We start from the raw sequence: 19,731 nt of genomic DNA on the forward strand, positions 1-19,731 counted from the left end.
CCGATGAGCCGTCAGAACTATATTTTCACCTCGGAATCCGTTTCCGAGGGGCACCCCGATAAGGTTTGTGACCGGATCTCGGATTCCATCCTCGATGCGCTCTTGGCCGAAGAACCCGAAGCCCGCGTTGCCTGCGAGGCTTTTGCCACCACCAACCGCGTGGTGATCGGCGGCGAAATCGGCCTCTCGGATAAGGCGAAACTGGCCGAATATCTCGATTTGATCGACCCGATCACCCGCGCCTGCATCCGCGACATCGGCTATGAGCAAGACAAATTCCATTGGGAACATGTCGAGATCACCAATCTGCTGCACGAGCAATCCGCCCATATCGCGCAGGGCGTCAATGCCGCGGCGAATAAGGACGAGGGCGCGGGCGATCAGGGCATCATGTTCGGCTATGCCACCGATGAAACCGACGCGCTGATGCCGGCGCCGATCCTCTATGCCCATGCGATCCTGCGGCGGTTGGCCGAAGTGCGCAAATCCGGCGCCGAGACGGTGCTGGGACCGGACGCGAAATCGCAGCTTTCCGTGCGCTATGTGGACGGGTTGCCGGTCGAGGTGACCTCGATTGTGCTGTCCACCCAGCATCTCGACGAGACGATGGATTCGGATGATGTGCGCGCCGTCATCGAGCCTTATATCCGCGACGAACTGCCCGAGGGCTGGCTGACCGCGAACACCATCTGGCATGTCAATCCGACCGGAAAATTCGTCATCGGCGGGCCGGACGGCGACGCCGGGCTGACCGGCCGCAAGATCATTGTCGATACTTACGGCGGCGCGGCCCCGCATGGCGGCGGCGCGTTCTCGGGTAAGGACCCGACCAAGGTCGACCGCTCGGCGGCCTATGCCGCGCGCTATCTGGCGAAAAACGTGGTCGCGGCGGGGCTGGCGAAGCGCTGCACGCTGCAGCTCTCCTATGCGATTGGCGTGGCGCGTCCCCTGTCGATCTATGTCGACACCCATGGCACCGGCGCGGTCCCCGATGAGGCGATCGAGCGCGCGGTGGATGCGGCGATGGACCTGACCCCGCGCGGCATCCGCACGGCGCTGGGGCTGAACAAGCCGATCTATGCACGCACCGCCGCCTATGGGCATTTTGGCCGCGCGCCCGAAGCCGATGGCGGGTTTAGCTGGGAGCGCAGCGATCTGGTGGATGTGCTGAAGGCGGGCGTTTAAGCCTTAGACCTGTTACGGTGCGTGCAAAGCACACACCCTACGGCGTCGCGCGATATGGCTCTGGCGGGGTTACAGCCGCCAGAACCTAAGTGGTTTGGTCTCGGCGCGTTTGATCACCGCGCGCGCCTCGAGATCAAGCTGCACGCATTTCATCCACCAGCCTGATTTCGCACCGCCGGGGAAATGCTCGGGCGAGAGATGCGGCAGCAGCGCCGCCTTGGCCTCGGCGGCGGTCAGGCCCGGAGGGTCCGCAGGCAGCACACCCAGCAGCGCGGTTTTCATCGCCTCGTATTTGGCGCGGTCGACGCGGGTGATATGGTCGGGCGCGTTGATATTGCGCACCTCGATCTTGCCGTCGTCAGTCTTACCCATGCCGCTGTCCTCTGTTGTGCTGCCTTGAAAACCTGACGCCCGCACAGTGGTGTGTCAATCCAACACCCGTGCGGCGTGGCTCTTGTCAGGGCCGCGCATCTGGGTCAACCTGCGGCACCGGCGATAGGTAAGGGCCCAGGGATGCACGACAGTTTGCGCTATGCGGTGATCATGCTGGCCGCCGGAGTTGGTATTCCGGTGCTGGCAGCGTTGAACGCGCAACTTGGCACGCGGATCGGCTCGCCGACAGTGGCGGCGGTGGTGCTGTTTTGCGTGGCGCTGGTCTCGGCGATTGCGGTGATGCTGGCGTCTCAGGGTGTCGCGGGGTTCAGCGCCCTGTCGCTGGCGCCCAAACATCTGTTTCTGGCCGGCATTCTGGTCTGTTTCTACGTGCTTTCGGTGACCATCGTCGCGCCGCGCTTTGGCGTGGGCAATGCAGTGTTTTTTGTGCTTTTGGGGCAGATGGTCTCGGCGGCGGTAATTGACCATTTCGGTCTGTTCGGCGCCGTGGTGCGCCCGCTGACTTGGATGCGTGGCAGCGGCTTGGGCGTGATGACACTGGGGCTTTTGCTGATCGTGCGCGCCTGACATTGCCCGGATCAATGGCACAGCCCCTTGCGTAACAGGGGCGGGCGCAGTATGGCCGCGAGCCATGAGCGATGATCCAAAACCCGACCTGCCGCCGCATCCCGCATTGACCGCAACCAAGACGCGGCGCAATTTCTATGGCCGTGTGCATGGCAAGACCCTGCGGTCGAGCCAGAAGACCTATCTCTCCGAGGATCTGGCCGCGCTGCGTCTGCGCAATGTCAGCTTTGACGAGAACCCCGCGCGCGAGCTGCTGGATCTGGATACGGTGCCCGGTGCGGGGCCGCTCTGGCTGGAAGTCGGCTTTGGCGGCGGCGAGCATCTGGCGCATATGGCCGGCGAAAACCCCGATGTGCGGTTTATCGGCTGCGAGCCCTATGTGAACGGCGTGGCGATGCTACTGGGCCTGCTGCGGCGCAATCCGGTGGAGAATGTGGCGCTGCATCCGGGCGATGTGCGCGATCTCTTTGATGTGCTGCCCGACGGCTGTATCGAGAAGACCTTTCTCAACTACCCCGACCCTTGGCCGAAAGCGCGCCACCACCGGCGCCGCTTTGTCACCCAAGAGCATTTGCAGCCCTTGCACCGCGTGATGGTGCCAGGCGCTGAATTTCGCGTTGCCACCGATATCCCCGATTACGCGCGGCAGACGCTGGAAGAGGCGCCAGAAGCGGGGTTTGAACTGGTCTCGGATACGCATGAGCCGTGGGATGACTGGTTCTCGACCCGCTATGAACAAAAGGCGCTGCGCGAGGGCCGCGTGCCGCAGTATATGACGTTCCGGCGGATTTAGGCGGGTATCTGGGCGGGAAGGGGGCGTTGCCCCCTCGGCCCTGCGGGCCTCACCCCCAGGATATTTGCGGACAGATGACGGGGCTTAGGGCAGAGGCATGCGGCTGACGGGCGCGCCGCCGCTGCGGGGGTAGAGCAGGATCTCGCCGGCATCGGTGACCACGACCAGCCAGTCTTGAGCGAAGGTGACGGCGGCGGGGGTGGTGCCTTGCGGCAGGATCACGCTTTCGGGAAGCTCTGGCAGGGGCACCGGCGTGCCGAGCCGCGTGACAAGCAGCACGGTGATCGTTAGAAGCCCGAGGATCATCACCCCGGCGAGGGTGGTCACCAGAAATTTCAAAAACCGCAGATCAGGCGGGAGGGGCGTTGTGTCGTCAGAATCGGACATGAATGAGGGCCTGTCGAGGGACATCGAAGTGGTGATCGGCGCGAACCCGCCAGAGCGCCTTGATAAAGCCTTGGCCCGCGATGTGCCAGAGGCGGCGGCCTTGTCGCGCTCAAGGTTGATGCGGTTGATCGCCGAGGGCGCGGTGACGCAGGGCGGCGCGGTGGTCGAGAACGCCAAGGCGCGGGTCGCCGAGGGCGATGTGTTCTTGGTGCGGGTGGGTATGCCCGAGGAACTCGAGGCCGCGCCCGAAGCGATCCCGCTGGATGTGGTCTATGAGGATGACGCGCTGATCGTGGTCAACAAGCCCGCGGGCATGGTGGTGCATCCGGCCCCCGGCACCCCGCGTGGCACTTTGGTCAATGCGCTGCTGCACCATTGCGGCGACAGTCTCTCGGGGATCGGTGGCGCCAAACGGCCGGGGATTGTGCACCGCATCGACAAGGACACCTCGGGGCTCTTGGTGGTGGCGAAACATGATGCCGCGCATCACGGGCTGGCCGCGCAATTCGAGGCGCATTCCGCCGAGCGGCGCTATCTGGCGCTGGTTTTTGGTGTGCCGAGCGCGGCGGATCCGCGGCTCAATGGCGTGAAGGGCGTGAATTTCGAGGCCGGTGGTCTGTTGAAAATCACCACGCGGCTGGAGCGGCATAAGTTCGACCGGCAAAAACAGGCAGTGTTCTTTGATCGCGGACGCCATGCGGTGACGCGGGCGCGGGTGGTGCAGGCGTTTGGCACGCCGCCGCAGGTCGCGCTGGTGGAATGTCGGCTGGAGACCGGGCGCACCCATCAGATCCGCGTGCATATGGCGCATGTCGGACACGGGTTGATCGGCGATCCCACCTATGGCGGCAAGCGTAAACCGGCGCTCAAGGCGCTGCCCGAGGTGGGGATCGCGGCGATGGCAGGGTTTCCGCGGCAGGCGCTGCATGCGGCGTCCTTGGGCTTTACCCATCCGGTGAGTGGCGAGGCGCTGCGGTTCGAGGCGCCTTTGCCTGCGGATATGCAGGCGCTGCTCGACGCGCTGGGCGGGCCCTTGGGCTGAGCCCTGCGCGGCAAATGAATAGGCGCGCCCGAGAGGGACGCGCCAAACCAAGCGTATAGTGTCGGATCAGCCGCGCCCGCGACCCACCGGATCGGCATAGCGCCCGACATCGGCATCAGTGATGCGACGGCGTCCACGGCCATTGCCCACCGGATCGGAACCCGCCCCGAGATCGCTGTCGGTGATGCCAGTGGTGCGCCGTCCGCGACCGTTGCCTGCCGGATCAGCATAGACGCCGCCATCGGAATCGGTAATCCCCGTGCGGGTGCCGCGTCCTGCCCCCACCGGATCCGAGCCAACGCCAAGATCGCTATCGGTGACGCCGGTGCTCACACAGCCGGCCAGCGCCGCAGTGCCGCCAAAGCTGCCAAGGATAAAGGCGCGGCGACCAAACCCGCGGGTGGTTTTGATATCGTCATTGCTGAGCGTGGGCTTCTTGCCCTTGGACGAGTCGGTCATACCATCACCATTTAAAAATGAATCAATAGGTTATGTTAGGCGGCATTTCATCGATCGGTCAAGAAAATCCTCTGCCATGGCCACCCGAACGCGGCTGCGACAGGCCAAATCTGAAATGCGCAGCCGCGCGACAGGGGGCTTGCGTCAACCTCTGCGCTGTTATCCTATGGCATGAAATGACGCGCAGCGCGGGACCAAGGCCAAGGAGAGATAGATGACCGACACCAGCGGCGCTTTGGGCGCGATGGATTTCGCCCGTGCGATTGCCCCGATGCGCCCCGAGACGTTTTTCACCGAGTATTTCGAAAAGCGCCATCTGGTGATCCGGCGCGAGGATCCGCTCTATTACGCCGATCTTCTGGCGATTGGCGATATCGACGCGCTGCTCTCGACCACGCAGCTCCCGGTCGGCGATCTGAATATGGTGAACAAGGGCAAGGGCATCGAGGCCGAGGCAATCTCTCAACTCTCGGGGTTGATTGATCCGGTGCGCGTGGCGCAGCAATTTGCCGAGGGCGGCACCGTGGTGCTGCCGCAGTTACACCGCTATATTCCCAAGCTGGCGCGTTATTGTCGGGCGCTCGAGACGGTGTTCAGCTGCGATCTGCAGACCAATATCTACCTGACACCGGACAATGCGCAGGGGTTCAAGACCCATTACGATTCGCATGATGTGATCGTGCTGCAGGTCCATGGCTCGAAGACCTGGAATATCTACGAATCGCCCTTGGAATTGCCGCTGCGCAGTCAGGGGTTCGAGCCCGAGGGCTTTGTGCCGGGCAAGCTGATTGACAGCTTCGTGCTGCATGCCGGTGACATGTGCTATGTGCCGCGCGGCGTGGTCCATGACGCGATCGCCACCGATGAGGTCTCGCTGCATATCACCACCGGATTGCTGGCTCCGCGCTGGATTGATGTGCTGGTCGAGGCGCTGGTCGAAGAGGCGCAGAAGGACCCCGCGCTCCGCGGTGTGGTGCCGCCGGGCTATGCCAATGACGGCTTTGATATGGCGCCGCAGGTCGAGAGGTTTCACGCGCTGATGGCGCGCGCCATGGCCAGCATCGACCCCGAGACAACGCTGGAGGGTTTTGCCCATGAATTCCGCCGCCGCCGCATGCCGGTGGTGCCCGGGCAGTTCCTGCAGGCGGCGATGGCCGAGCGGATCATGGTTGGCAGTGTGGTGGCGCGGCGCGAGGATCTGATATTTAAACTGCGCGAGACTGGCGCGGGGGATGACGCGCAGATCGTGCTGGAAATCTACGGCGCCGAGATCAGCTTTCCCGCCTATTGCGCCGAGCCACTGCGCGATGCGCTGACCCGCGACAGGTTCAAAGTTGGCGATTTGGCGGGCGATCTGGACGCCGAAGGGCAGGTGGTTCTGGTGCAGCGTCTGCTGCGTGAGGGCGTGCTCTTCGCAGCGTAATACAGGGAGTTTTCCTAAATTGCCGGACAAACGACGGAACGCAAGGTGTTCTGCGTTAAACATATAGTGACGCCATATGTTGTTGAATAGCCGCGCGCCCGTCCCTATGTGCTTAGTTCGACGGGTCAGGAGGAGTTTGAATGTCCAATTACACCGGTTTGCCAGCCCCCAGTCCCGAACAGGGACTGAACCGCTATCTGCAAGAAATCCGCCGCTTCCCGATGCTGGAGCCGGAGGAAGAATATATGCTGGCCAAGCGTTGGGTTGAGGATCAAGATACTGAATCCGCTCATAAATTGGTCACCTCGCATCTGCGTTTGGCGGCCAAGATTGCGATGGGTTATCGCGGCTATGGTCTGCCGCAGGCCGAGGTGATCTCGGAGGCGAATGTCGGGCTGATGCAGGCGGTCAAACGCTTTGACCCCGAGAAAGGCTTTAGGCTGGCGACCTATGCGATGTGGTGGATCCGCGCGTCGATTCAGGAATATGTGCTGCGCTCGTGGTCGATGGTGAAACTCGGCACCACCAGCGCGCAGAAGAAACTTTTCTTCAACCTGCGCAAGGCCAAGGCACGGATCGGCGCGATTGAAGAGGGCGATCTGCGCCCCGAAACCGTCGCCCGTCTGGCCGAGGATCTCTCGGTCACCGAGGCCGAGGTGATCAGCATGAACGGGCGTTTGGCCGGTGCCGACGCCTCGCTCAATGTCACCGTCGGCGGCGAAGAGGGCGCCGCAAGTTGGCAGGACTGGCTCGAGGATGAGGACGCCGATCAGGCCAGCGATTACGCCAACCGCGATGAGCTTGAGACCCGCCGCGAGATGCTGATGGAGGCGATGTCGGTGCTCAATGAACGCGAGCGCGATATCCTGACCGAGCGCAAACTCTCCGAGCCGGTGGTGACGCTGGAAGACCTGTCGGCGAAATACGGTGTCAGCCGCGAACGTATCCGCCAGATCGAAGTGCGGGCGTTTGAAAAACTGCAAGACCGGATGCGCGAGATTGCCGCTGAAAAGGGCATGATCCCGGCCTGAGGGCAGAATTGTCCCCCACCAACGCGCGCTGTCCGGCGCGCGTTGAACCTGCCATAACTGCTTATCTCCAGGCTCTGCTTTACACCTATCAACCGGCAAGCCCCTGGGCAGCACGGGCCGCGCCCGACCCTCCCCCCGGGAGGGCGCTATGGCGATGCCCTGCGCAGCCCGACCGACATCCATGCTTTGGGACGCAGCGCGTTGCTAACACGTATCAAGCGGCCACCCAGGGTCGGGCGCGCCCCTCCATGCTTTGCTCGCACCTTAATAAGTCGGAAATATAGTAGCTGACCCGCGCCGCATGGTCGCCGCACCACTTCCAAGCGCCCACCTGCGCGTATGGACGCCTCGCGATGGGTGCGCTATCAGGCGGAACGCATTGCAAGCACGAGGTTTCCCCATGTCCGCTCACGGCACCCCGATCCCGATGACCGCGCGCGCCAGCGGCCCCCTGACCGGGGTGGCCGAGGTGCCCGGCGATAAATCCATCAGCCACCGCGCGCTGATCCTCGGGGCGCTCTCGGTGGGCGAAACCCATGTGACCGGCCTGCTTGAGGGCCAAGATGTGCTCGACACCGCCGAAGCGATGCGCGCCTTCGGCGCCGAAGTTACCCGCGTCGGCACCGGCGAATGGCGCGTGCACGGCGTCGGCGTCGGCGGTTTTGCCGAGCCCCAACAGGTGATCGACTGCGGCAACTCCGGCACCGGCGTGCGGCTGATCATGGGCGCGATGGCGACCACACCGATTTCCGCGACCTTCACTGGCGATGCCAGCCTGAACTCGCGCCCGATGGGCCGTATCACCGACCCGCTGGCGCTGTTTGGCACCCAAGCCGTGGGTCGCGCGGGCGGGCGATTGCCGATGACGCTGGTCGGCGCCGAGTCCCCGGTGCCGGTGCGCTACACATTGCCGATGCCCTCGGCGCAGGTTAAATCGGCGGTGCTGCTGGCGGGGTTGAACGCGCCCGGCGACACCGTGGTGATCGAACCCGAGGCCACCCGCGACCACACCGAACGCATGTTGCGCGGCTTTGGCGCACAGGTCGCGGTCGAGGACACTGACGCGGGCCGCGTGATCACCCTCACCGGCCAGCCCGAACTGACCGGCCAGCGCGTGGCGGTGCCGCGCGATCCCTCCTCGGCGGCGTTTCCGGTCTGCGCCGCGCTGATCGTGCCCGGCTCGGAAATCACCGTCCCCGGCGTCAGCCGCAACCCGACCCGCGACGGGCTGTTCGTCACGCTGTTGGAAATGGGCGCCGACATCACCTTCGAGAACCCGCGCGAAGAGGGCGGCGAGCCGGTCGCCGATCTGCGCGTGCGCTACTCGCCCGATCTGCATGGCGTAGAAACCCCGGTTGAGCGCGCCGCCTCGATGATCGACGAATTTCCGGTGCTCTCGGTCGTCGCCGCCTGCGCCAAAGGCACCACGGTGATGCGCGGCGTGAAAGAATTGCGGGTCAAGGAAAGCGACCGCATCGACGCGATGGCGCGCGGGCTCGAGGCCTGCGGTGTCCGTCTCGAGGAAGAGGACGACGTGTTCACCGTCCACGGCATGGCGCAAGTGCCCGGCGGCGCGACCACGCACAGCCGTTTGGACCACCGCATCGCGATGTCGTTTCTGGTGCTCGGCCTGGTCTCGAAATCCCCGATCAGCGTCGATGACGGCGGCCCGATCGCGACCTCCTTCCCGACATTCGAGGGATTGATGGACGGTCTCGGCGCCATCATCAGCCGCGATCCTGCCTGAGCATGGCCCGCCGGACCCTGCAGCGCGCGCTCAATTGGGGATTGCCGCTGCTGACGCTGGTCACCTATCTCTATCTCGCGGCCTATATCGGGCCGCAGGTGATGGCGCAGGCCGAGGGGCAATTACCTTTTGATTTAAGGGTGTTGGGCTATTCCCTCGGCGAAGCGCGCGGCTATTTGCGGGTGCTCACCCCCGAAGGTTATCTGCTCGCGCAGGGCCCGATGTTCTGGGCGGATACGCTATTTCCGCTCGTGCTCGGGGTGACGCTTCTGTGGTGGATGCGCCCTTTTGCCGGCGTGTTCGGCATGGTCTGCGTGCTCTCGGCGATGAGTTATATCGCGCTCGATTGGGGCGAAAACTTCGCCGTGCAAGCGATGCTGACCGCCGGGCCGGATTGGGTCCGCCCGGTTGAGGTTGTTCGGGCCAGCACCTTCACCTTGGCGAAATTCGCCGCGCTTTTGCTCTGCGCCATTCTGGCTGTGCGGCAAAGTCTGCGCCGGAGGCCTGAAGGTCAGACAAATATATAGTTGTCGTTTTTCAACATATGACTGAGTGGATTGGCGAAAACCATGCTAAGAATGCCACTTACTCTACCTATGCACGAGTGATGTGATCCCTCTCTGCCGCAGGCTAAACAGGCTTTCATGGCAGGGACCGATGGTCTAAGCCCTGATCCGACAGTTGGAGGTTAGCAATGCAATTCACCGTGGCAGTCGACGGGCCCGCCGCAGCGGGCAAGGGGACGATCAGCAAGGCTCTGGCCGCAAAATTCGGCTTGGCGCATCTCGACACCGGTCTTCTATACCGCGCGGTCGGTGCCAAGGGCGGCGACCCAATCGAGGCTGCGAAATCCCTCACCGAAGCGGATCTGGCGCGTGATGATCTGCGCAGCCAAACCGCGGCTTCGGCGGCGAGCAAAGTCGCCGTAATCCCCGAGGTGCGCGCCGCATTGACCGATTTCCAACGCGATTTTGCCCAGCGAGACGGCGGCGCGGTGCTCGACGGGCGCGATATCGGCACGGTGATCTGCCCGAAGGCCGAGGTCAAACTCTTCATCACTGCCAGCGCCGAAGTTCGCGCGCACCGGCGCTGGCTGGAACTGGGTGGCATTGAGGTCGAGGTTCTGGCCGAGGTCATCGCCCGCGACGAGCGCGATATGAACCGCGCGGATGCCCCGCTGAAACCCGCCGCCGATGCCATCGTGATCGACACATCACACATGAGCATCGAGGCCGCCATCGCCGAGGCCGCCGCCGCCGTTGCAGCGAGGCTGCCCGCTTAAAGCGACGGTTTTACTTTGCGTTAAACTTACCCTGCCATGCTCCAATGCGACTCGCTTTGCGCGCCATAGGAAAGGAGATATAGCAGCCAGATAGGTAATCAGACAGGAACACCAATGTCCGCTTCGATGCTTTCGACCGTGATCAAACCCGTCCACCGTGAGGGGTATCCGTTCATCGCGGTTTTTGCCGGCGTTACGCTGGTTCTCTTTTTGATCTGGCAGCCGCTTGGCTGGATCGGCGTCGTTTTGACGGTCTGGTGTTACTATTTCTTTCGCGATCCCGACCGGTTCACGCCGCAACGCGAAGGGCTTCTGGTCAGCCCCGCGGATGGGGTGATTTCGCTGATTGAACCTGCGGTGCCACCGGCAGAACTCGGCATGGGCGACAACGCGCTGACACGGGTCAGTGTGTTCATGAATGTGTTCAATTGCCATGTGAACCGTACGCCGATTGCCGGTAAAATCAGCGCCGTGTCCTATCGTCCGGGGAAATTCCTCAATGCCTCGCTCGACAAAGCCAGTGTGGATAACGAGCGCAATTCCGTCGCCGTAGAAATGGCCGACGGGCGCAAGATTGCCGTGGTGCAGATCGCCGGATTGGTCGCGCGGCGCATCGTTTGCGAGGTGAAGCCGGGCGACAACTTGGCCACCGGCGAGCGCTTCGGCATGATCCGCTTCGGCTCACGGCTCGACGTCTATCTGCCCGAAGGGGTGAACCCCCTGGTGGCATTGGGGCAGACCATGGTCGCGGGCGAAACCGTGCTGGCCGATCTGGCGGCGGATGAGGCGCGCAGAACCGCCGAGGTGCGATGAGCCATGAGCGACGAGCCGCAGAACGAGTGCGAGGATGCCACTCTTGGGGATGAGATCGGTGGCGACCGCGTGTCGATGCCGATCCTCAGCTTGCTGCCCAATCTGGTGACGCTGATCGGATTGAGCGCCGGGCTGACCTCGATCCGCTATGTTTTGCAGGAAAACTATCAGGTCGCGGCGGCGCTATTGGTGGTGGCGGCGCTGATTGACGGGCTCGACGGGCTGTTGGCGCGCAAATTGAACGCCGCGAGCCATTTTGGAGCGGAGCTCGATTCGCTATCGGATTTCCTCTGTTTCGGGGTCGCGCCCGGCATATTTATCTATCACTTCACCCTACATTCCGTGCCGGGGCTGGGGTGGGTTTTCGTTCTCGTTTATGCGCTCAGCGCCTGTTTGCGGTTGGCGCGGTTTAATGTCAGCCGGAATGCGCCCGCGCCGCAGGGAAAAGCGCATTTTGTCGGCGTTCCGGCGCCGGCGGGGGCGATGTTGGCGCTGTTTCCGGTGTTTCTGGCGCTGGCGGGCTGGTTCGAGACGCGGGAGTGGCCGATTTTGGTGGCGATCTATCTGGGCGGGGTCGGGGTTTTGATGATCTCGCGGGTGCCGACGCCCTCGCCGAAGGCGATCAATGTGCCGCGCAACCGGGCGATCTGGGTTTTGATGGGCGTCGCGGTGGTGGTCGGGGCTTTGGCGACGCGGCCCTGGGCGGTTTTGGCGCTGCTCTGTGTGATTTATCTGGCGGTTTTGCTGCGCCAAGCCTGGGCCCGTCGCGGCACCTGGAGGTGAGGCGAGGTCAGGGCGGTAAGATTGCTGCTTTTCCTGCTTGACGCCCCGACGGGGGGCCGCTATCTCAGGCCCATCGCGCGGTTGTAGCTCAGTTGGTTAGAGTACCGGCCTGTCACGCCGGGGGTCGCGGGTTCGAGCCCCGTCAACCGCGCCACTTGAATTCAGGCCCCCTTTGCGGGGCCTTTTTTCATCGCTAACAGCCAGCTGTCCCACGGGTGGGACATGGGGCGGACCCTGATAAATCAACGGCTTAGACGGGCGCATTTACCCTGTGTTAAGCAAGTTAACCCGTTCCATGATCTTTTCCGCGATACCCTCGGGGCCCTGACGATAGAGGATCACCGATACATCCACCGGCTGGTCCCTGTCGCGCAGATATACGGTGATGAAATCCTGCTGGCGGCTGCTTGTGCCGGAGGCGAGGGCGGCCTGATCCTGCACGATCCGGCTGCCGTGGTCGATCTCGGCAATCTGGGCATAGGCAAACCGGTGTTTACCAATTTTCACATGATCACCGCGCAATTCGGCAACTTTGAGCCAAAATAGCGCGAGGCTCATAACCAGGAAAATACCGCCGCAGATCACGAAACTTAGGGCAATGCCATGTTCAGGCTCGCCGATAAACGCGGCGCCCACGGCGATAAACCCAAGCGAGATCGCAACTGCGACCATGGCAAAGCGCCGGTCAAGATAGAGATACTCATCATCCACTTGCAAAACTTAGAGTAAAAAGCCACGCGTTTTCAAGCGTGACCTATGGATTTTCCACATAGAATGCGCCTTTGCCCCCCAACCGGGCGGTGATTTCGCATTTCGCCGCGATCCGCGCTGTTTCTTGCTTGACGCCCCGCGGCCCGTGGCCTATCTGACGGCCATCGCGCGGTTGTAGCTCAGTTGGTTAGAGTACCGGCCTGTCACGCCGGGGGTCGCGGGTTCGAGCCCCGTCAACCGCGCCACTTTCCCTCCCTTTGATCTGAATGCTTTCGCTTTTTCGACGGCTCGGCTATGGTGCCGCCTGTCACAGTGGATCGGGTGAATTATGATTACCGTTCAAGGGTTTGAAGGCCTGCGCGTTGGCGTTTTGGGGCTTGGCCGTTCGGGGTTGGCGACCTGTGCGGCGCTGGCTGCGGGCGGCGCCGAGGTCTGCGCATGGGACGATAGCGCCGAGGGCCGCGCCAAGGCCGAAGCGGCGGGATTCGCCTGTGTGGATTTGACCCGACAGGACGCGGTGCCGCAGCTATCAGTGCTGATCACCTCACCGGGCATCCCGCATCTGTTTCCCAAACCGCATCCGGTGATCGCCGCTGCGCTGCAGGCCGGGGTGCCGGTGGACAACGATATCGGGCTGTTTTTCCGCGCGCTGACCGATAGCGACGAGCCACCGAAAGTGGTCTGCGTGACCGGCTCGAACGGCAAATCGACGACCACGGCGCTGATCGCCCATGTGCTGAATGAGGCCGGACGCGCGGTCGAAGTGGCGGGCAATATCGGCACCGGCGTCTTGGCGATTGACCTGCCGGGCGAGGACGGCGTGGTGGTGCTGGAATTGAGCAGCTACCAGAGCGATCTGGCGCGGATACTGGCGCCGGATGTGGCGGTGTTTACCAACTTCTCCCCCGATCATCTGGACCGGCACGGCGGATTGGGCGGCTATTTTGCCGCCAAGCGTCGCCTGTTTTCCGAAGGCGCGCCAGCCCGCGCGGTGATCGGCGTCGATGAGCCCGAGGGGCAATATCTGGCGATGCAATACGCCGAAGATGCGCAGGATAGCCGCGCGATCCGCATCTCCTCGGGGCAAAGACTGCAGGGGCAGGGCTGGTCGGTGTTTGCGCGTCGCGGGCATCTGGCGGAATGGCGCGGCGGGCGGCAGGTGGCCTCGATTGACCTGCGCAATATTCCCGGATTGCCCGGTGCGCATAACCATCAGAACGCCTGTGCCGCCTATGCCGCGTTGCGCGCTCTGGGGCTGGCGCCGCGCGGCATTGAGGCGGGGTTAACCAGTTTCAAAGGCTTGCCGCACCGCAGCCAATTGATCGCCGAGAAAGACGGCGTGCGCTATGTGAACGACAGTAAGGCGACCAATGTTGATAGCGCCGCCAAGGCGTTACAGGCCTTTCCTAAGATCCGCTGGATCGCCGGAGGCCTGGGCAAGGACGGCGGGCTGGAGGCTTTGGTGCCGCATTTGGGCGCGGTGGTCAAAGCCTATATGATCGGCCATTCGGCGCGCGATTTCGCACTGCAATTGGGCGACACACCGCATGAAATCTGCGAGACCATGGCCCGCGCGGTGGCGCGCGCGGTGGCCGAAGCCGAGCCGGGCGAGGTGGTGCTGCTGGCGCCCGCCGCCGCCAGTTTCGATCAATATCCCGATTTCGAGAAACGCGGCGAGGATTTCACCGCCCTTGTGCAGGCGGCACTCAACGGCTAACACGCCGGGCCGGCCGGACCTGCCGGTGTGAGCGAGTGAAAGCGTTACCATGTCCCAAATGCCCCTTGAACCTGCGCCGCCGCAAGCCCCGGCGGGCGATACGCTTAGCGGATTTCTTCTGGCGCTCGGGGCCTATCTGATCTGGGGCGGGCTGCCGCTTTATCTGCATGCGCTTAACCATATTCCGCTGACCGAAATTTTGGCCCATCGGGTGATCTGGTCGGTGCCGGTGGCGCTGATCGTGCTGTTGATCCTCGGGCGGACGGCGGATTTACGCCGCGCCATCGTGCAGCCGCGGATGCTGGCCATGGCCGGATTGACCGCGTCGCTGGTGACGGTGAATTGGGGCGTTTACCTTTATGCGATCCAGTCCGGGCAGGTGCTTTCGGCGGCACTCGGCTATTACATCAATCCAATTTTCAGCATTTTCCTCGGGGCGGTGATCTTGCGCGAAAGGCTGACTGTGGCACAATGGTGCGCGGTGGCGCTGGCCGGTGCAGCGGTCGCCGTTTTGACATGGGAGGCGGGCAGCCTGCCGATCCTCTCGCTGGCGCTGACCGTCAGCTGGGGCTTTTATGCGCTGGCCAAACGCGCCTTGCCCATCGGGCCCAATCAGGGATTCACGCTGGAGGTGATCCTGCTGTTTCCCTTTGGTCTGGGCTATCTGATCTATCTCGTCAGCCGGGGCGAGATGCAGTTCGGCTCGGTTGGCGGCGTCGATACATTACTGCTGGTCGGCTGCGGTGTGGTGACGGCGGTGCCTTTGATGCTTTATGCCAATGGCGCCAAACAGTTGCGGCTGACCACGATTGCCTTGATGCAATATATCGCGCCGACCTTCATTATGGGCGCGGCGGTTTTCGTGTTTAACGAGCCGTTTATCGGCGCCAAACAACTGGCTTTTCCGATGATCTGGGCGGCCTTGGTGCTGTATTCCGCCGATTTGATCTGGCGGCGGCGGCGTTCGGTCGCAAGCCCCTAGCCTTGGCGCGGCATCCGCGTTATCCTTGCCACCAGACCCGGAAAACGGGCGAACCATAGGCAATGAGAGCAGCCCAACCATGACAGAAATGGTCCATGGCACCATGCCCGTTTACACGGGCGAACCGGTGTTGTCGCGCTGGTGGCGCACGGTCGACCGCTGGACAATTTCCTGCGTTTTACTTCTGGTCGGCATCGGCCTGCTGCTGGCGCTGGCCTCATCGCCGCCACTCGCGGCGCGTAACCACTTGTCACCCTTTCATTATTTCCAGCGGCATGTGGTCTATGCCACGCTGTCGATGGCGATGATGTTCGTCGTTTCGATGCAATCGCCCAACACGATCCGGCGCTGGGGCGTCTTGGGATTCGTCCTGGGGTTCGGCACGCTGGCGCTCTTGCCTTTCATCGGCAGCGATTTCGGCAAGGGCGCGGTGCGCTGGTTGAGCTTCGGCTTCACCACCATCCAGCCTTCGGAATTTGTTAAGCCTTGTCTGGCAGTCTGCGGCGCATGGCTTTTGGCGGCGGGGCAGGATTTGAACGGCCCGCCGGGCAAAATGCTATCGCTGGCGGCGGTCTTGTCGACGGTGTTCCTGCTGGTGTTGCAGCCCGACTTTGGCCAGTCGGTGTTGATCCTGTTTGGCTGGGGGGTGATGTATTTCATCTCGGGCGCGCCGATGGTGTTGATCCTCGGATTGGCGGGAACGGCCGTTTTGGGCGGCGTGGCGGCTTATAACGGCTCCGAGCATTTCGCGCGCCGCATTGATGGATTCTGGGCCGCCGAGGTCGATGCGCGGTCGCAGCTGGGCTATGCGGCCTCGGCGATCCAGGAGGGCGGATTATTCGGGCTCGGAGTGGGCGAGGGGCAGGTGAAATGGCAACTGCCTGACGCGCATACGGATTTCGTGATTGCCGTCGCGGCTGAGGAATACGGTTTTGTGATGGTCGCCCTGATCATCGCGCTTTATGCGGTGATCTGTTTACGTGCGCTGTCACGGTTAACGCGGGAGCGTGATATGTTCATCCGGCTGGCCGGTTCGGGGCTGGCGGCGATGATTTCGGCGCAGGCGATGATCAATATGGGCGTCGCGGTGCGCTTGCTGCCTGCCAAGGGGATGACGCTGCCGTTTATCAGCCAAGGCGGATCGTCGCTCTTGGCGATGGGGATCATGGTCGGCATGTTGCTGGCCTTGACGCGCAGCCGCCCGCAGGGTGAAATCAGCGACCATTTGCTGACACGGGGGCGGTGATGACCAAGAGGCGCACAGACAAAACCCCGCTGGTGGTGATCGCCGCCGGGGGGACCGGCGGGCATATGTTCCCGGCCCAGGCCTTGGCCGAGGATATGCTCGGGCGCGGCTGGCGGGTGGTCTTATCGACCGATGCACGGGGCGCGCGCTATGCGGGCGGTTTCCCCGAGGCGGTCGGGCGGCGCAGGGTGGCCTCGGCGACCTTTGCGCGCGGCGGGGCCTTGGCGAAATTATTGGTGCCGTTCAAAGTGTTGGGCGGAATTGCCTCGGCCACCGCGGCGATGATTATCGACCGTCCGGCGGTGGTGGCAGGCTTTGGCGGCTACCCCTCGATCCCGGCTTTGGCGGCGGCGTGGATCCTGCGCATTCCACGGCTGATCCATGAGCAAAACGGTGTTTTGGGGCGCGTTAACCAAGTGTTCGCGCGCCGCGTTTCGGCGGTGGCTTGCGGCACTTGGCCGACGGTTTTGCCCGCTGGCATTGCCGGATATGACATTGGCAATCCGGTGCGCGCCACGGTCCGCGAACGCACCGCCGCGCCCTATATTCCGCCCGGTGACTACCCGATGAGCGTGGTGATCCTTGGCGGCAGTCAGGGCGCGCGCATTCTCTCGGATGTGGTGCCCGCGGCGATGCAATTGGTGCCGCCCGAGGTGCGCCAGTATCTGCGGGTTGCGCAACAGGCGCGGCCCGAGGATCTGGAGCGCGTGCAGGCGGCATATGAGGCGGCGGATATTCCTGCCGACGTGGCGCCGTTTTTCGACGATGTTCCGCGACTGTTTTCCGAGGCGCAATTGGTGATTTCGCGCGCCGGAGCCTCGACGCTGGCGGATTTGACGGTGATCGGACGGCCCTCGATTCTGGTGCCTTTGGCCGCTGCGCTGCGCGATGAACAGACCGCCAATGCGCGCGGACTGGTTAATGCAGGGGCGGCGGTATTGATGCCCGAAAGCCAGTTCACCCCCGAGGCGCTGGCCGAGCAGATCACCACGATATTAACCATGCCCCGCGCGGCGCTACAGATGGCCCATGCGGCGACCGGATTGGGCAAACCCGATGCCGCCGCTGAATTGGCCGATCTGGCCGAGCGCTTGGCCGGACCTCCGCCCGCCGGACATTAACCATTGAAAGCCCCCGATATGACGACGCGCACCCTGCTGCCGCACGACCTTGGCCCGCTTCACTTCATTGGCATTGGCGGCATCGGCATGTCGGGCATTGCGGAAATCCTGCTGCAAACAGGGTTCAAAGTGCAGGGGTCCGACGCCAGATCCAGCGCGATTACTGAGCGGTTGGCGGGTCTGGGCGCGACGGTTTTTGAGGGGCATGCGGGCGAAAATCTGGGCGATGCGGCGGTGATCGTGGCCTCGACCGCGATCAAACCCAGCAACCCCGAGATGGCGGCAGCGCAGGCGCGCGGCATTCCGGTGGTGCGCCGCGCCGAGATGCTGGCGGAATTGATGCGGCTGCGCCCGTCGATCTCGGTCGCCGGCACCCATGGCAAAACCACCACCACCACGATGATGGCGGCGATGCTGGACGCGGGCGGATTTGACCCGACGGTGGTCAATGGCGGGGTGCTGCATGCCTATGGGTCGAACGCGCGGGCGGGCAGCGGCGACTGGATGGTGGTCGAGGCCGATGAGAGCGACGGTTCGTTCAATCTGCTGCCGACGCAGATCGCAGTGGTCACCAATATGGACCCCGAACATCTGGAGCATTGGGGCTCTTTCGATGCGCTACGCGCAGGCTTCGATGCCTTTTTGAACCGCATTCCGTTTTACGGGGTTGCGGTGCTGTGTACCGATCACGCGGAAGTCGCGGCGCTGGCCGAACGGGTGAAGAACCGGCGGATCGTCAGTTTTGGCTTCAACGCGGGCGCCGATGTGCAGGCCAAAGGTCTGACGTTCGAAAAGGGTAAGGCTTTCTTTGATATCCGGGTAAATTTAGGTGGTAATAGTCGGATTATTGAAAGTTGCGAATTGCCAATGCCCGGCGATCACAACGTCTCGAACGCGCTGTCGGCGGTGGCCGTGGGGCTGGAACTGGGCATGAGCGACGATCAAATCCGCGCCGCGCTCAAAGGGTTCCAAGGCGTCGGGCGGCGCTTTACACGCGTCGGCGAGGTGGGTGGGGTCACGATCATTGACGACTATGGCCATCATCCCGTTGAAATTGCAGCCGCAATCAAGGCCGCGCGGCAATCCGTTGAGGAGGGCGCGCGGGTGTTTGCGGTGCATCAGCCGCACCGATTCTCGCGCTTGCATGCGCTGTTCGACGATTTCGCGCGTTGCTTTGATGGGGCCGATTTCGTCGCGATTTCAGAGGTTTACGCTGCGGGGGAGGCGCCAATAGAGGGCGCTGATCATCAGGCTTTGGTGGTGGCCATTCAGGCGCAGGGCCATCCGCAGGCACGGGCGCTGAATTCCGAGGCGGAACTGGCGGATTTGGTGCGCGCGCAGGCGCGGCCCGGTGATATTGTGGTCTGCCTTGGTGCGGGGACGATTTCGGCTTGGGCGCAGGCGCTGCCCACGCATCTGCAGGGGGCGGGCACATGACCGGCGCACCGTTTTGGGACGCGGCGATCTGGGTGATTCTGGGCCTGATAGGCGGCATTGTGCTGGGCCGCTGGGGCTCGCCGCGCGCGCCCTTCGTCTTTGCGGTGGTGATCGCCTTGGCGGGCGCTGTCGCGGTGCCGGTGATTTTCATCTGGCAGGGCGCCGAGGGGATCGCGCTGGCGGTGATGGTGATGCTCTGGTCGATCCCGACCACCATCGGGCTGGCGCTGGGGGCGGTCATCGCGCGGATCTGGCGCCGCGATTGATCGGTCATTGATTTTTAACCCTATCGGGGCATAATCGGGGCAGCATCCGCGAGGGTTTTGCCGATGATTGTTCTGAGTATCGTGCTGGTCACCTTGCCCATCGGCGTGGTCTTGGGCGGCATTCTGGTGCGGGTCATCTCGGCGAAAGCGGCGCTATGGGGCGCGGTGCTGTTGCTCATCGTCGCGGCGGCGCTTTGGGGTTACGGCGCGACGCTCGAAGAGATGGACGCGCTGGATTACACGATGCCCGCGTTAATCTTGTTTCTGCCGATTGGTCTGGGCATGGCGCTGGTCGCCTTGCTGGCGATTTGGGGCCAGCGGCGGCGCTGAATCGCGCGGTGGGGCG

The 19,731-nt window shown here is 63.2% G+C and carries 22 protein-coding genes and 2 tRNA genes; 20 read left to right on the plus strand and 4 right to left on the minus strand.

Going from position 1 to position 19,731, the window contains the following annotated elements; all coding sequences use genetic code 11:
- Positions 1–3 precede the first annotated feature (3 nt).
- Positions 4–1,185 carry a methionine adenosyltransferase gene (metK, locus tag DDE20_RS07260; RefSeq protein ID WP_116557779.1) on the plus strand — a complete coding sequence of 394 codons (1,182 nt, stop codon included), beginning with the start codon at positions 4–6 and terminating at the stop codon, positions 1,183–1,185.
- A gap of 69 nt (positions 1,186–1,254) precedes the next feature.
- On the opposite strand, the gene DDE20_RS07265 is transcribed toward metK, so the two are convergent.
- The gene (locus DDE20_RS07265) at positions 1,255–1,557 is read right to left on the minus strand and encodes a DUF6958 family protein (RefSeq protein WP_116557780.1); all 303 of its coding nucleotides are present in this window, start codon (positions 1,555–1,557) and stop codon (positions 1,255–1,257) included.
- A 141-nt stretch (positions 1,558–1,698) separates the two neighbouring features.
- On the opposite strand from DDE20_RS07265, the gene DDE20_RS07270 reads away from it, so the two are divergent.
- Positions 1,699–2,145: a DMT family transporter gene (locus DDE20_RS07270; RefSeq protein WP_116557781.1), complete on the plus strand. Its 447-nt coding sequence runs from the start codon at positions 1,699–1,701 to the stop codon at positions 2,143–2,145.
- 64 nt (positions 2,146–2,209) lie between these two features.
- A complete protein-coding gene (gene trmB, locus DDE20_RS07275) occupies positions 2,210–2,938 on the plus strand; it encodes a tRNA (guanine(46)-N(7))-methyltransferase TrmB (protein ID WP_116557782.1) in 729 nt (242 codons plus the stop codon).
- Between the two features lie 84 nt (positions 2,939–3,022).
- Here the strand turns inward: trmB and DDE20_RS07280 are convergent, their stop codons facing one another.
- On the minus strand, positions 3,023–3,325 hold the full coding sequence (locus DDE20_RS07280; protein WP_116557783.1) for a DUF6476 family protein: 303 nt from the start codon (positions 3,323–3,325) through the stop codon (positions 3,023–3,025).
- Here DDE20_RS07280 and DDE20_RS07285 point away from each other — a divergent pair.
- Positions 3,324–4,367 carry an RluA family pseudouridine synthase gene (locus tag DDE20_RS07285; protein WP_116557784.1) on the plus strand — a complete coding sequence of 348 codons (1,044 nt, stop codon included), beginning with the start codon at positions 3,324–3,326 and terminating at the stop codon, positions 4,365–4,367. The two genes, DDE20_RS07280 and DDE20_RS07285, sit on opposite strands and share 2 nt — an antisense overlap.
- A 66-nt stretch (positions 4,368–4,433) precedes the next feature.
- Here DDE20_RS07285 and DDE20_RS07290 read toward each other — a convergent pair whose 3' ends face one another.
- Positions 4,434–4,826 carry a hypothetical protein gene (locus DDE20_RS07290; protein WP_116557785.1) on the minus strand — a complete coding sequence of 131 codons (393 nt, stop codon included), beginning with the start codon at positions 4,824–4,826 and terminating at the stop codon, positions 4,434–4,436.
- Positions 4,827–5,040: 214 nt separating this feature from the next.
- On the opposite strand from DDE20_RS07290, the gene DDE20_RS07295 reads away from it, so the two are divergent.
- From DDE20_RS07295 to DDE20_RS07330, 8 genes are all read left to right on the plus strand, one after another.
- Entirely contained in the window at positions 5,041–6,249 is a 1,209-nt protein-coding gene (locus DDE20_RS07295; RefSeq protein ID WP_116557786.1) for a cupin domain-containing protein, read from the plus strand.
- 140 nt (positions 6,250–6,389) lie between these two features.
- The gene (rpoH, locus tag DDE20_RS07300; protein WP_116557787.1) at positions 6,390–7,280 is read left to right on the plus strand and encodes an RNA polymerase sigma factor RpoH; all 891 of its coding nucleotides are present in this window, start codon (positions 6,390–6,392) and stop codon (positions 7,278–7,280) included.
- Between the two features lie 400 nt (positions 7,281–7,680).
- Positions 7,681–9,027, plus strand: a complete 1,347-nt coding sequence (gene aroA / locus DDE20_RS07305) for a 3-phosphoshikimate 1-carboxyvinyltransferase (protein WP_116557788.1) — start codon at positions 7,681–7,683, stop codon at positions 9,025–9,027.
- Positions 9,028–9,029: 2 nt separating this feature from the next.
- The gene (locus DDE20_RS07310; RefSeq protein WP_116557789.1) at positions 9,030–9,554 is read left to right on the plus strand and encodes a hypothetical protein; all 525 of its coding nucleotides are present in this window, start codon (positions 9,030–9,032) and stop codon (positions 9,552–9,554) included.
- Between the two features lie 167 nt (positions 9,555–9,721).
- A complete protein-coding gene (locus DDE20_RS07315; RefSeq protein ID WP_116557790.1) occupies positions 9,722–10,309 on the plus strand; it encodes a (d)CMP kinase in 588 nt (195 codons plus the stop codon).
- A 114-nt stretch (positions 10,310–10,423) separates the two neighbouring features.
- Positions 10,424–11,122 (plus strand): phosphatidylserine decarboxylase, encoded by a 699-nt coding sequence (locus DDE20_RS07320; RefSeq protein WP_116557791.1) that lies wholly within the window; start codon positions 10,424–10,426, stop codon positions 11,120–11,122.
- Between the two features lie 3 nt (positions 11,123–11,125).
- Complete coding sequence (gene pssA / locus DDE20_RS07325) at positions 11,126–11,905, plus strand: CDP-diacylglycerol--serine O-phosphatidyltransferase (RefSeq protein ID WP_116557792.1); 780 nt, start codon at positions 11,126–11,128, stop codon at positions 11,903–11,905.
- A gap of 77 nt (positions 11,906–11,982) precedes the next feature.
- Positions 11,983–12,059 (plus strand) — tRNA-Asp (locus tag DDE20_RS07330).
- A 110-nt stretch (positions 12,060–12,169) separates the two neighbouring features.
- Here DDE20_RS07330 and DDE20_RS07335 read toward each other — a convergent pair.
- Positions 12,170–12,616, minus strand: a complete 447-nt coding sequence (locus tag DDE20_RS07335) for a hypothetical protein (RefSeq protein WP_116557793.1) — start codon at positions 12,614–12,616, stop codon at positions 12,170–12,172.
- A 168-nt stretch (positions 12,617–12,784) separates the two neighbouring features.
- On the opposite strand from DDE20_RS07335, the gene DDE20_RS07340 reads away from it, so the two are divergent.
- The 8 genes from DDE20_RS07340 (at position 12,785) to DDE20_RS07375 (ending at position 19,715) form a co-directional block, all read left to right on the plus strand.
- Positions 12,785–12,861: transfer RNA gene (locus DDE20_RS07340), tRNA-Asp, on the plus strand.
- A gap of 83 nt (positions 12,862–12,944) precedes the next feature.
- A complete protein-coding gene (gene murD / locus DDE20_RS07345) occupies positions 12,945–14,333 on the plus strand; it encodes a UDP-N-acetylmuramoyl-L-alanine--D-glutamate ligase (protein WP_116557794.1) in 1,389 nt (462 codons plus the stop codon).
- Between the two features lie 49 nt (positions 14,334–14,382).
- Positions 14,383–15,315 carry an EamA family transporter RarD gene (gene rarD, locus DDE20_RS07350; RefSeq protein WP_240607877.1) on the plus strand — a complete coding sequence of 311 codons (933 nt, stop codon included), beginning with the start codon at positions 14,383–14,385 and terminating at the stop codon, positions 15,313–15,315.
- Positions 15,316–15,394: 79 nt separating this feature from the next.
- Entirely contained in the window at positions 15,395–16,561 is a 1,167-nt protein-coding gene (locus DDE20_RS07355; protein ID WP_116557795.1) for a peptidoglycan glycosyltransferase FtsW, read from the plus strand.
- Complete coding sequence (locus DDE20_RS07360; RefSeq protein ID WP_116557796.1) at positions 16,561–17,682, plus strand: UDP-N-acetylglucosamine--N-acetylmuramyl-(pentapeptide) pyrophosphoryl-undecaprenol N-acetylglucosamine transferase; 1,122 nt, start codon at positions 16,561–16,563, stop codon at positions 17,680–17,682. Before DDE20_RS07355 ends, DDE20_RS07360 begins: the two co-directional genes overlap by 1 nt.
- 18 nt (positions 17,683–17,700) lie before the next feature.
- A complete protein-coding gene (gene murC / locus DDE20_RS07365; protein ID WP_116557797.1) occupies positions 17,701–19,119 on the plus strand; it encodes a UDP-N-acetylmuramate--L-alanine ligase in 1,419 nt (472 codons plus the stop codon).
- On the plus strand, positions 19,116–19,385 hold the full coding sequence (locus tag DDE20_RS07370; protein ID WP_116557798.1) for a hypothetical protein: 270 nt from the start codon (positions 19,116–19,118) through the stop codon (positions 19,383–19,385). Before murC ends, DDE20_RS07370 begins: the two co-directional genes overlap by 4 nt.
- A gap of 63 nt (positions 19,386–19,448) precedes the next feature.
- Positions 19,449–19,715, plus strand: a complete 267-nt coding sequence (locus DDE20_RS07375; protein ID WP_116557799.1) for a hypothetical protein — start codon at positions 19,449–19,451, stop codon at positions 19,713–19,715.
- The last annotated feature ends 16 nt before the right edge of the window (positions 19,716–19,731 follow it).

The organism is Pararhodobacter oceanensis, from assembly GCF_003076755.1.
In the GTDB taxonomy this organism is placed as follows: Bacteria; Pseudomonadota; Alphaproteobacteria; order Rhodobacterales; family Rhodobacteraceae; genus Pararhodobacter; species Pararhodobacter oceanensis.

Coding starts and splice junctions, on each gene's coding strand:
- metK (WP_116557779.1), top strand. CDS start 4: ATGAGCCGTCAGAACTATATTTTCACCTCGGAATCCGTTTCCGAGGGG.
- DDE20_RS07265 (WP_116557780.1), bottom strand. CDS start 1,557: ATGGGTAAGACTGACGACGGCAAGATCGAGGTGCGCAATATCAACGCG.
- DDE20_RS07270 (WP_116557781.1), top strand. CDS start 1,699: ATGCACGACAGTTTGCGCTATGCGGTGATCATGCTGGCCGCCGGAGTT.
- trmB (WP_116557782.1), top strand. CDS start 2,210: ATGAGCGATGATCCAAAACCCGACCTGCCGCCGCATCCCGCATTGACC.
- DDE20_RS07285 (WP_116557784.1), top strand. CDS start 3,324: ATGAATGAGGGCCTGTCGAGGGACATCGAAGTGGTGATCGGCGCGAAC.
- DDE20_RS07280 (WP_116557783.1), bottom strand. CDS start 3,325: ATGTCCGATTCTGACGACACAACGCCCCTCCCGCCTGATCTGCGGTTT.
- DDE20_RS07290 (WP_116557785.1), bottom strand. CDS start 4,826: ATGACCGACTCGTCCAAGGGCAAGAAGCCCACGCTCAGCAATGACGAT.
- DDE20_RS07295 (WP_116557786.1), top strand. CDS start 5,041: ATGACCGACACCAGCGGCGCTTTGGGCGCGATGGATTTCGCCCGTGCG.
- rpoH (WP_116557787.1), top strand. CDS start 6,390: ATGTCCAATTACACCGGTTTGCCAGCCCCCAGTCCCGAACAGGGACTG.
- aroA (WP_116557788.1), top strand. CDS start 7,681: ATGTCCGCTCACGGCACCCCGATCCCGATGACCGCGCGCGCCAGCGGC.
- DDE20_RS07310 (WP_116557789.1), top strand. CDS start 9,030: ATGGCCCGCCGGACCCTGCAGCGCGCGCTCAATTGGGGATTGCCGCTG.
- DDE20_RS07315 (WP_116557790.1), top strand. CDS start 9,722: ATGCAATTCACCGTGGCAGTCGACGGGCCCGCCGCAGCGGGCAAGGGG.
- DDE20_RS07320 (WP_116557791.1), top strand. CDS start 10,424: ATGTCCGCTTCGATGCTTTCGACCGTGATCAAACCCGTCCACCGTGAG.
- pssA (WP_116557792.1), top strand. CDS start 11,126: ATGAGCGACGAGCCGCAGAACGAGTGCGAGGATGCCACTCTTGGGGAT.
- murD (WP_116557794.1), top strand. CDS start 12,945: ATGATTACCGTTCAAGGGTTTGAAGGCCTGCGCGTTGGCGTTTTGGGG.
- rarD (WP_240607877.1), top strand. CDS start 14,383: ATGTCCCAAATGCCCCTTGAACCTGCGCCGCCGCAAGCCCCGGCGGGC.
- DDE20_RS07355 (WP_116557795.1), top strand. CDS start 15,395: ATGACAGAAATGGTCCATGGCACCATGCCCGTTTACACGGGCGAACCG.
- DDE20_RS07360 (WP_116557796.1), top strand. CDS start 16,561: ATGACCAAGAGGCGCACAGACAAAACCCCGCTGGTGGTGATCGCCGCC.
- murC (WP_116557797.1), top strand. CDS start 17,701: ATGACGACGCGCACCCTGCTGCCGCACGACCTTGGCCCGCTTCACTTC.
- DDE20_RS07370 (WP_116557798.1), top strand. CDS start 19,116: ATGACCGGCGCACCGTTTTGGGACGCGGCGATCTGGGTGATTCTGGGC.
- DDE20_RS07375 (WP_116557799.1), top strand. CDS start 19,449: ATGATTGTTCTGAGTATCGTGCTGGTCACCTTGCCCATCGGCGTGGTC.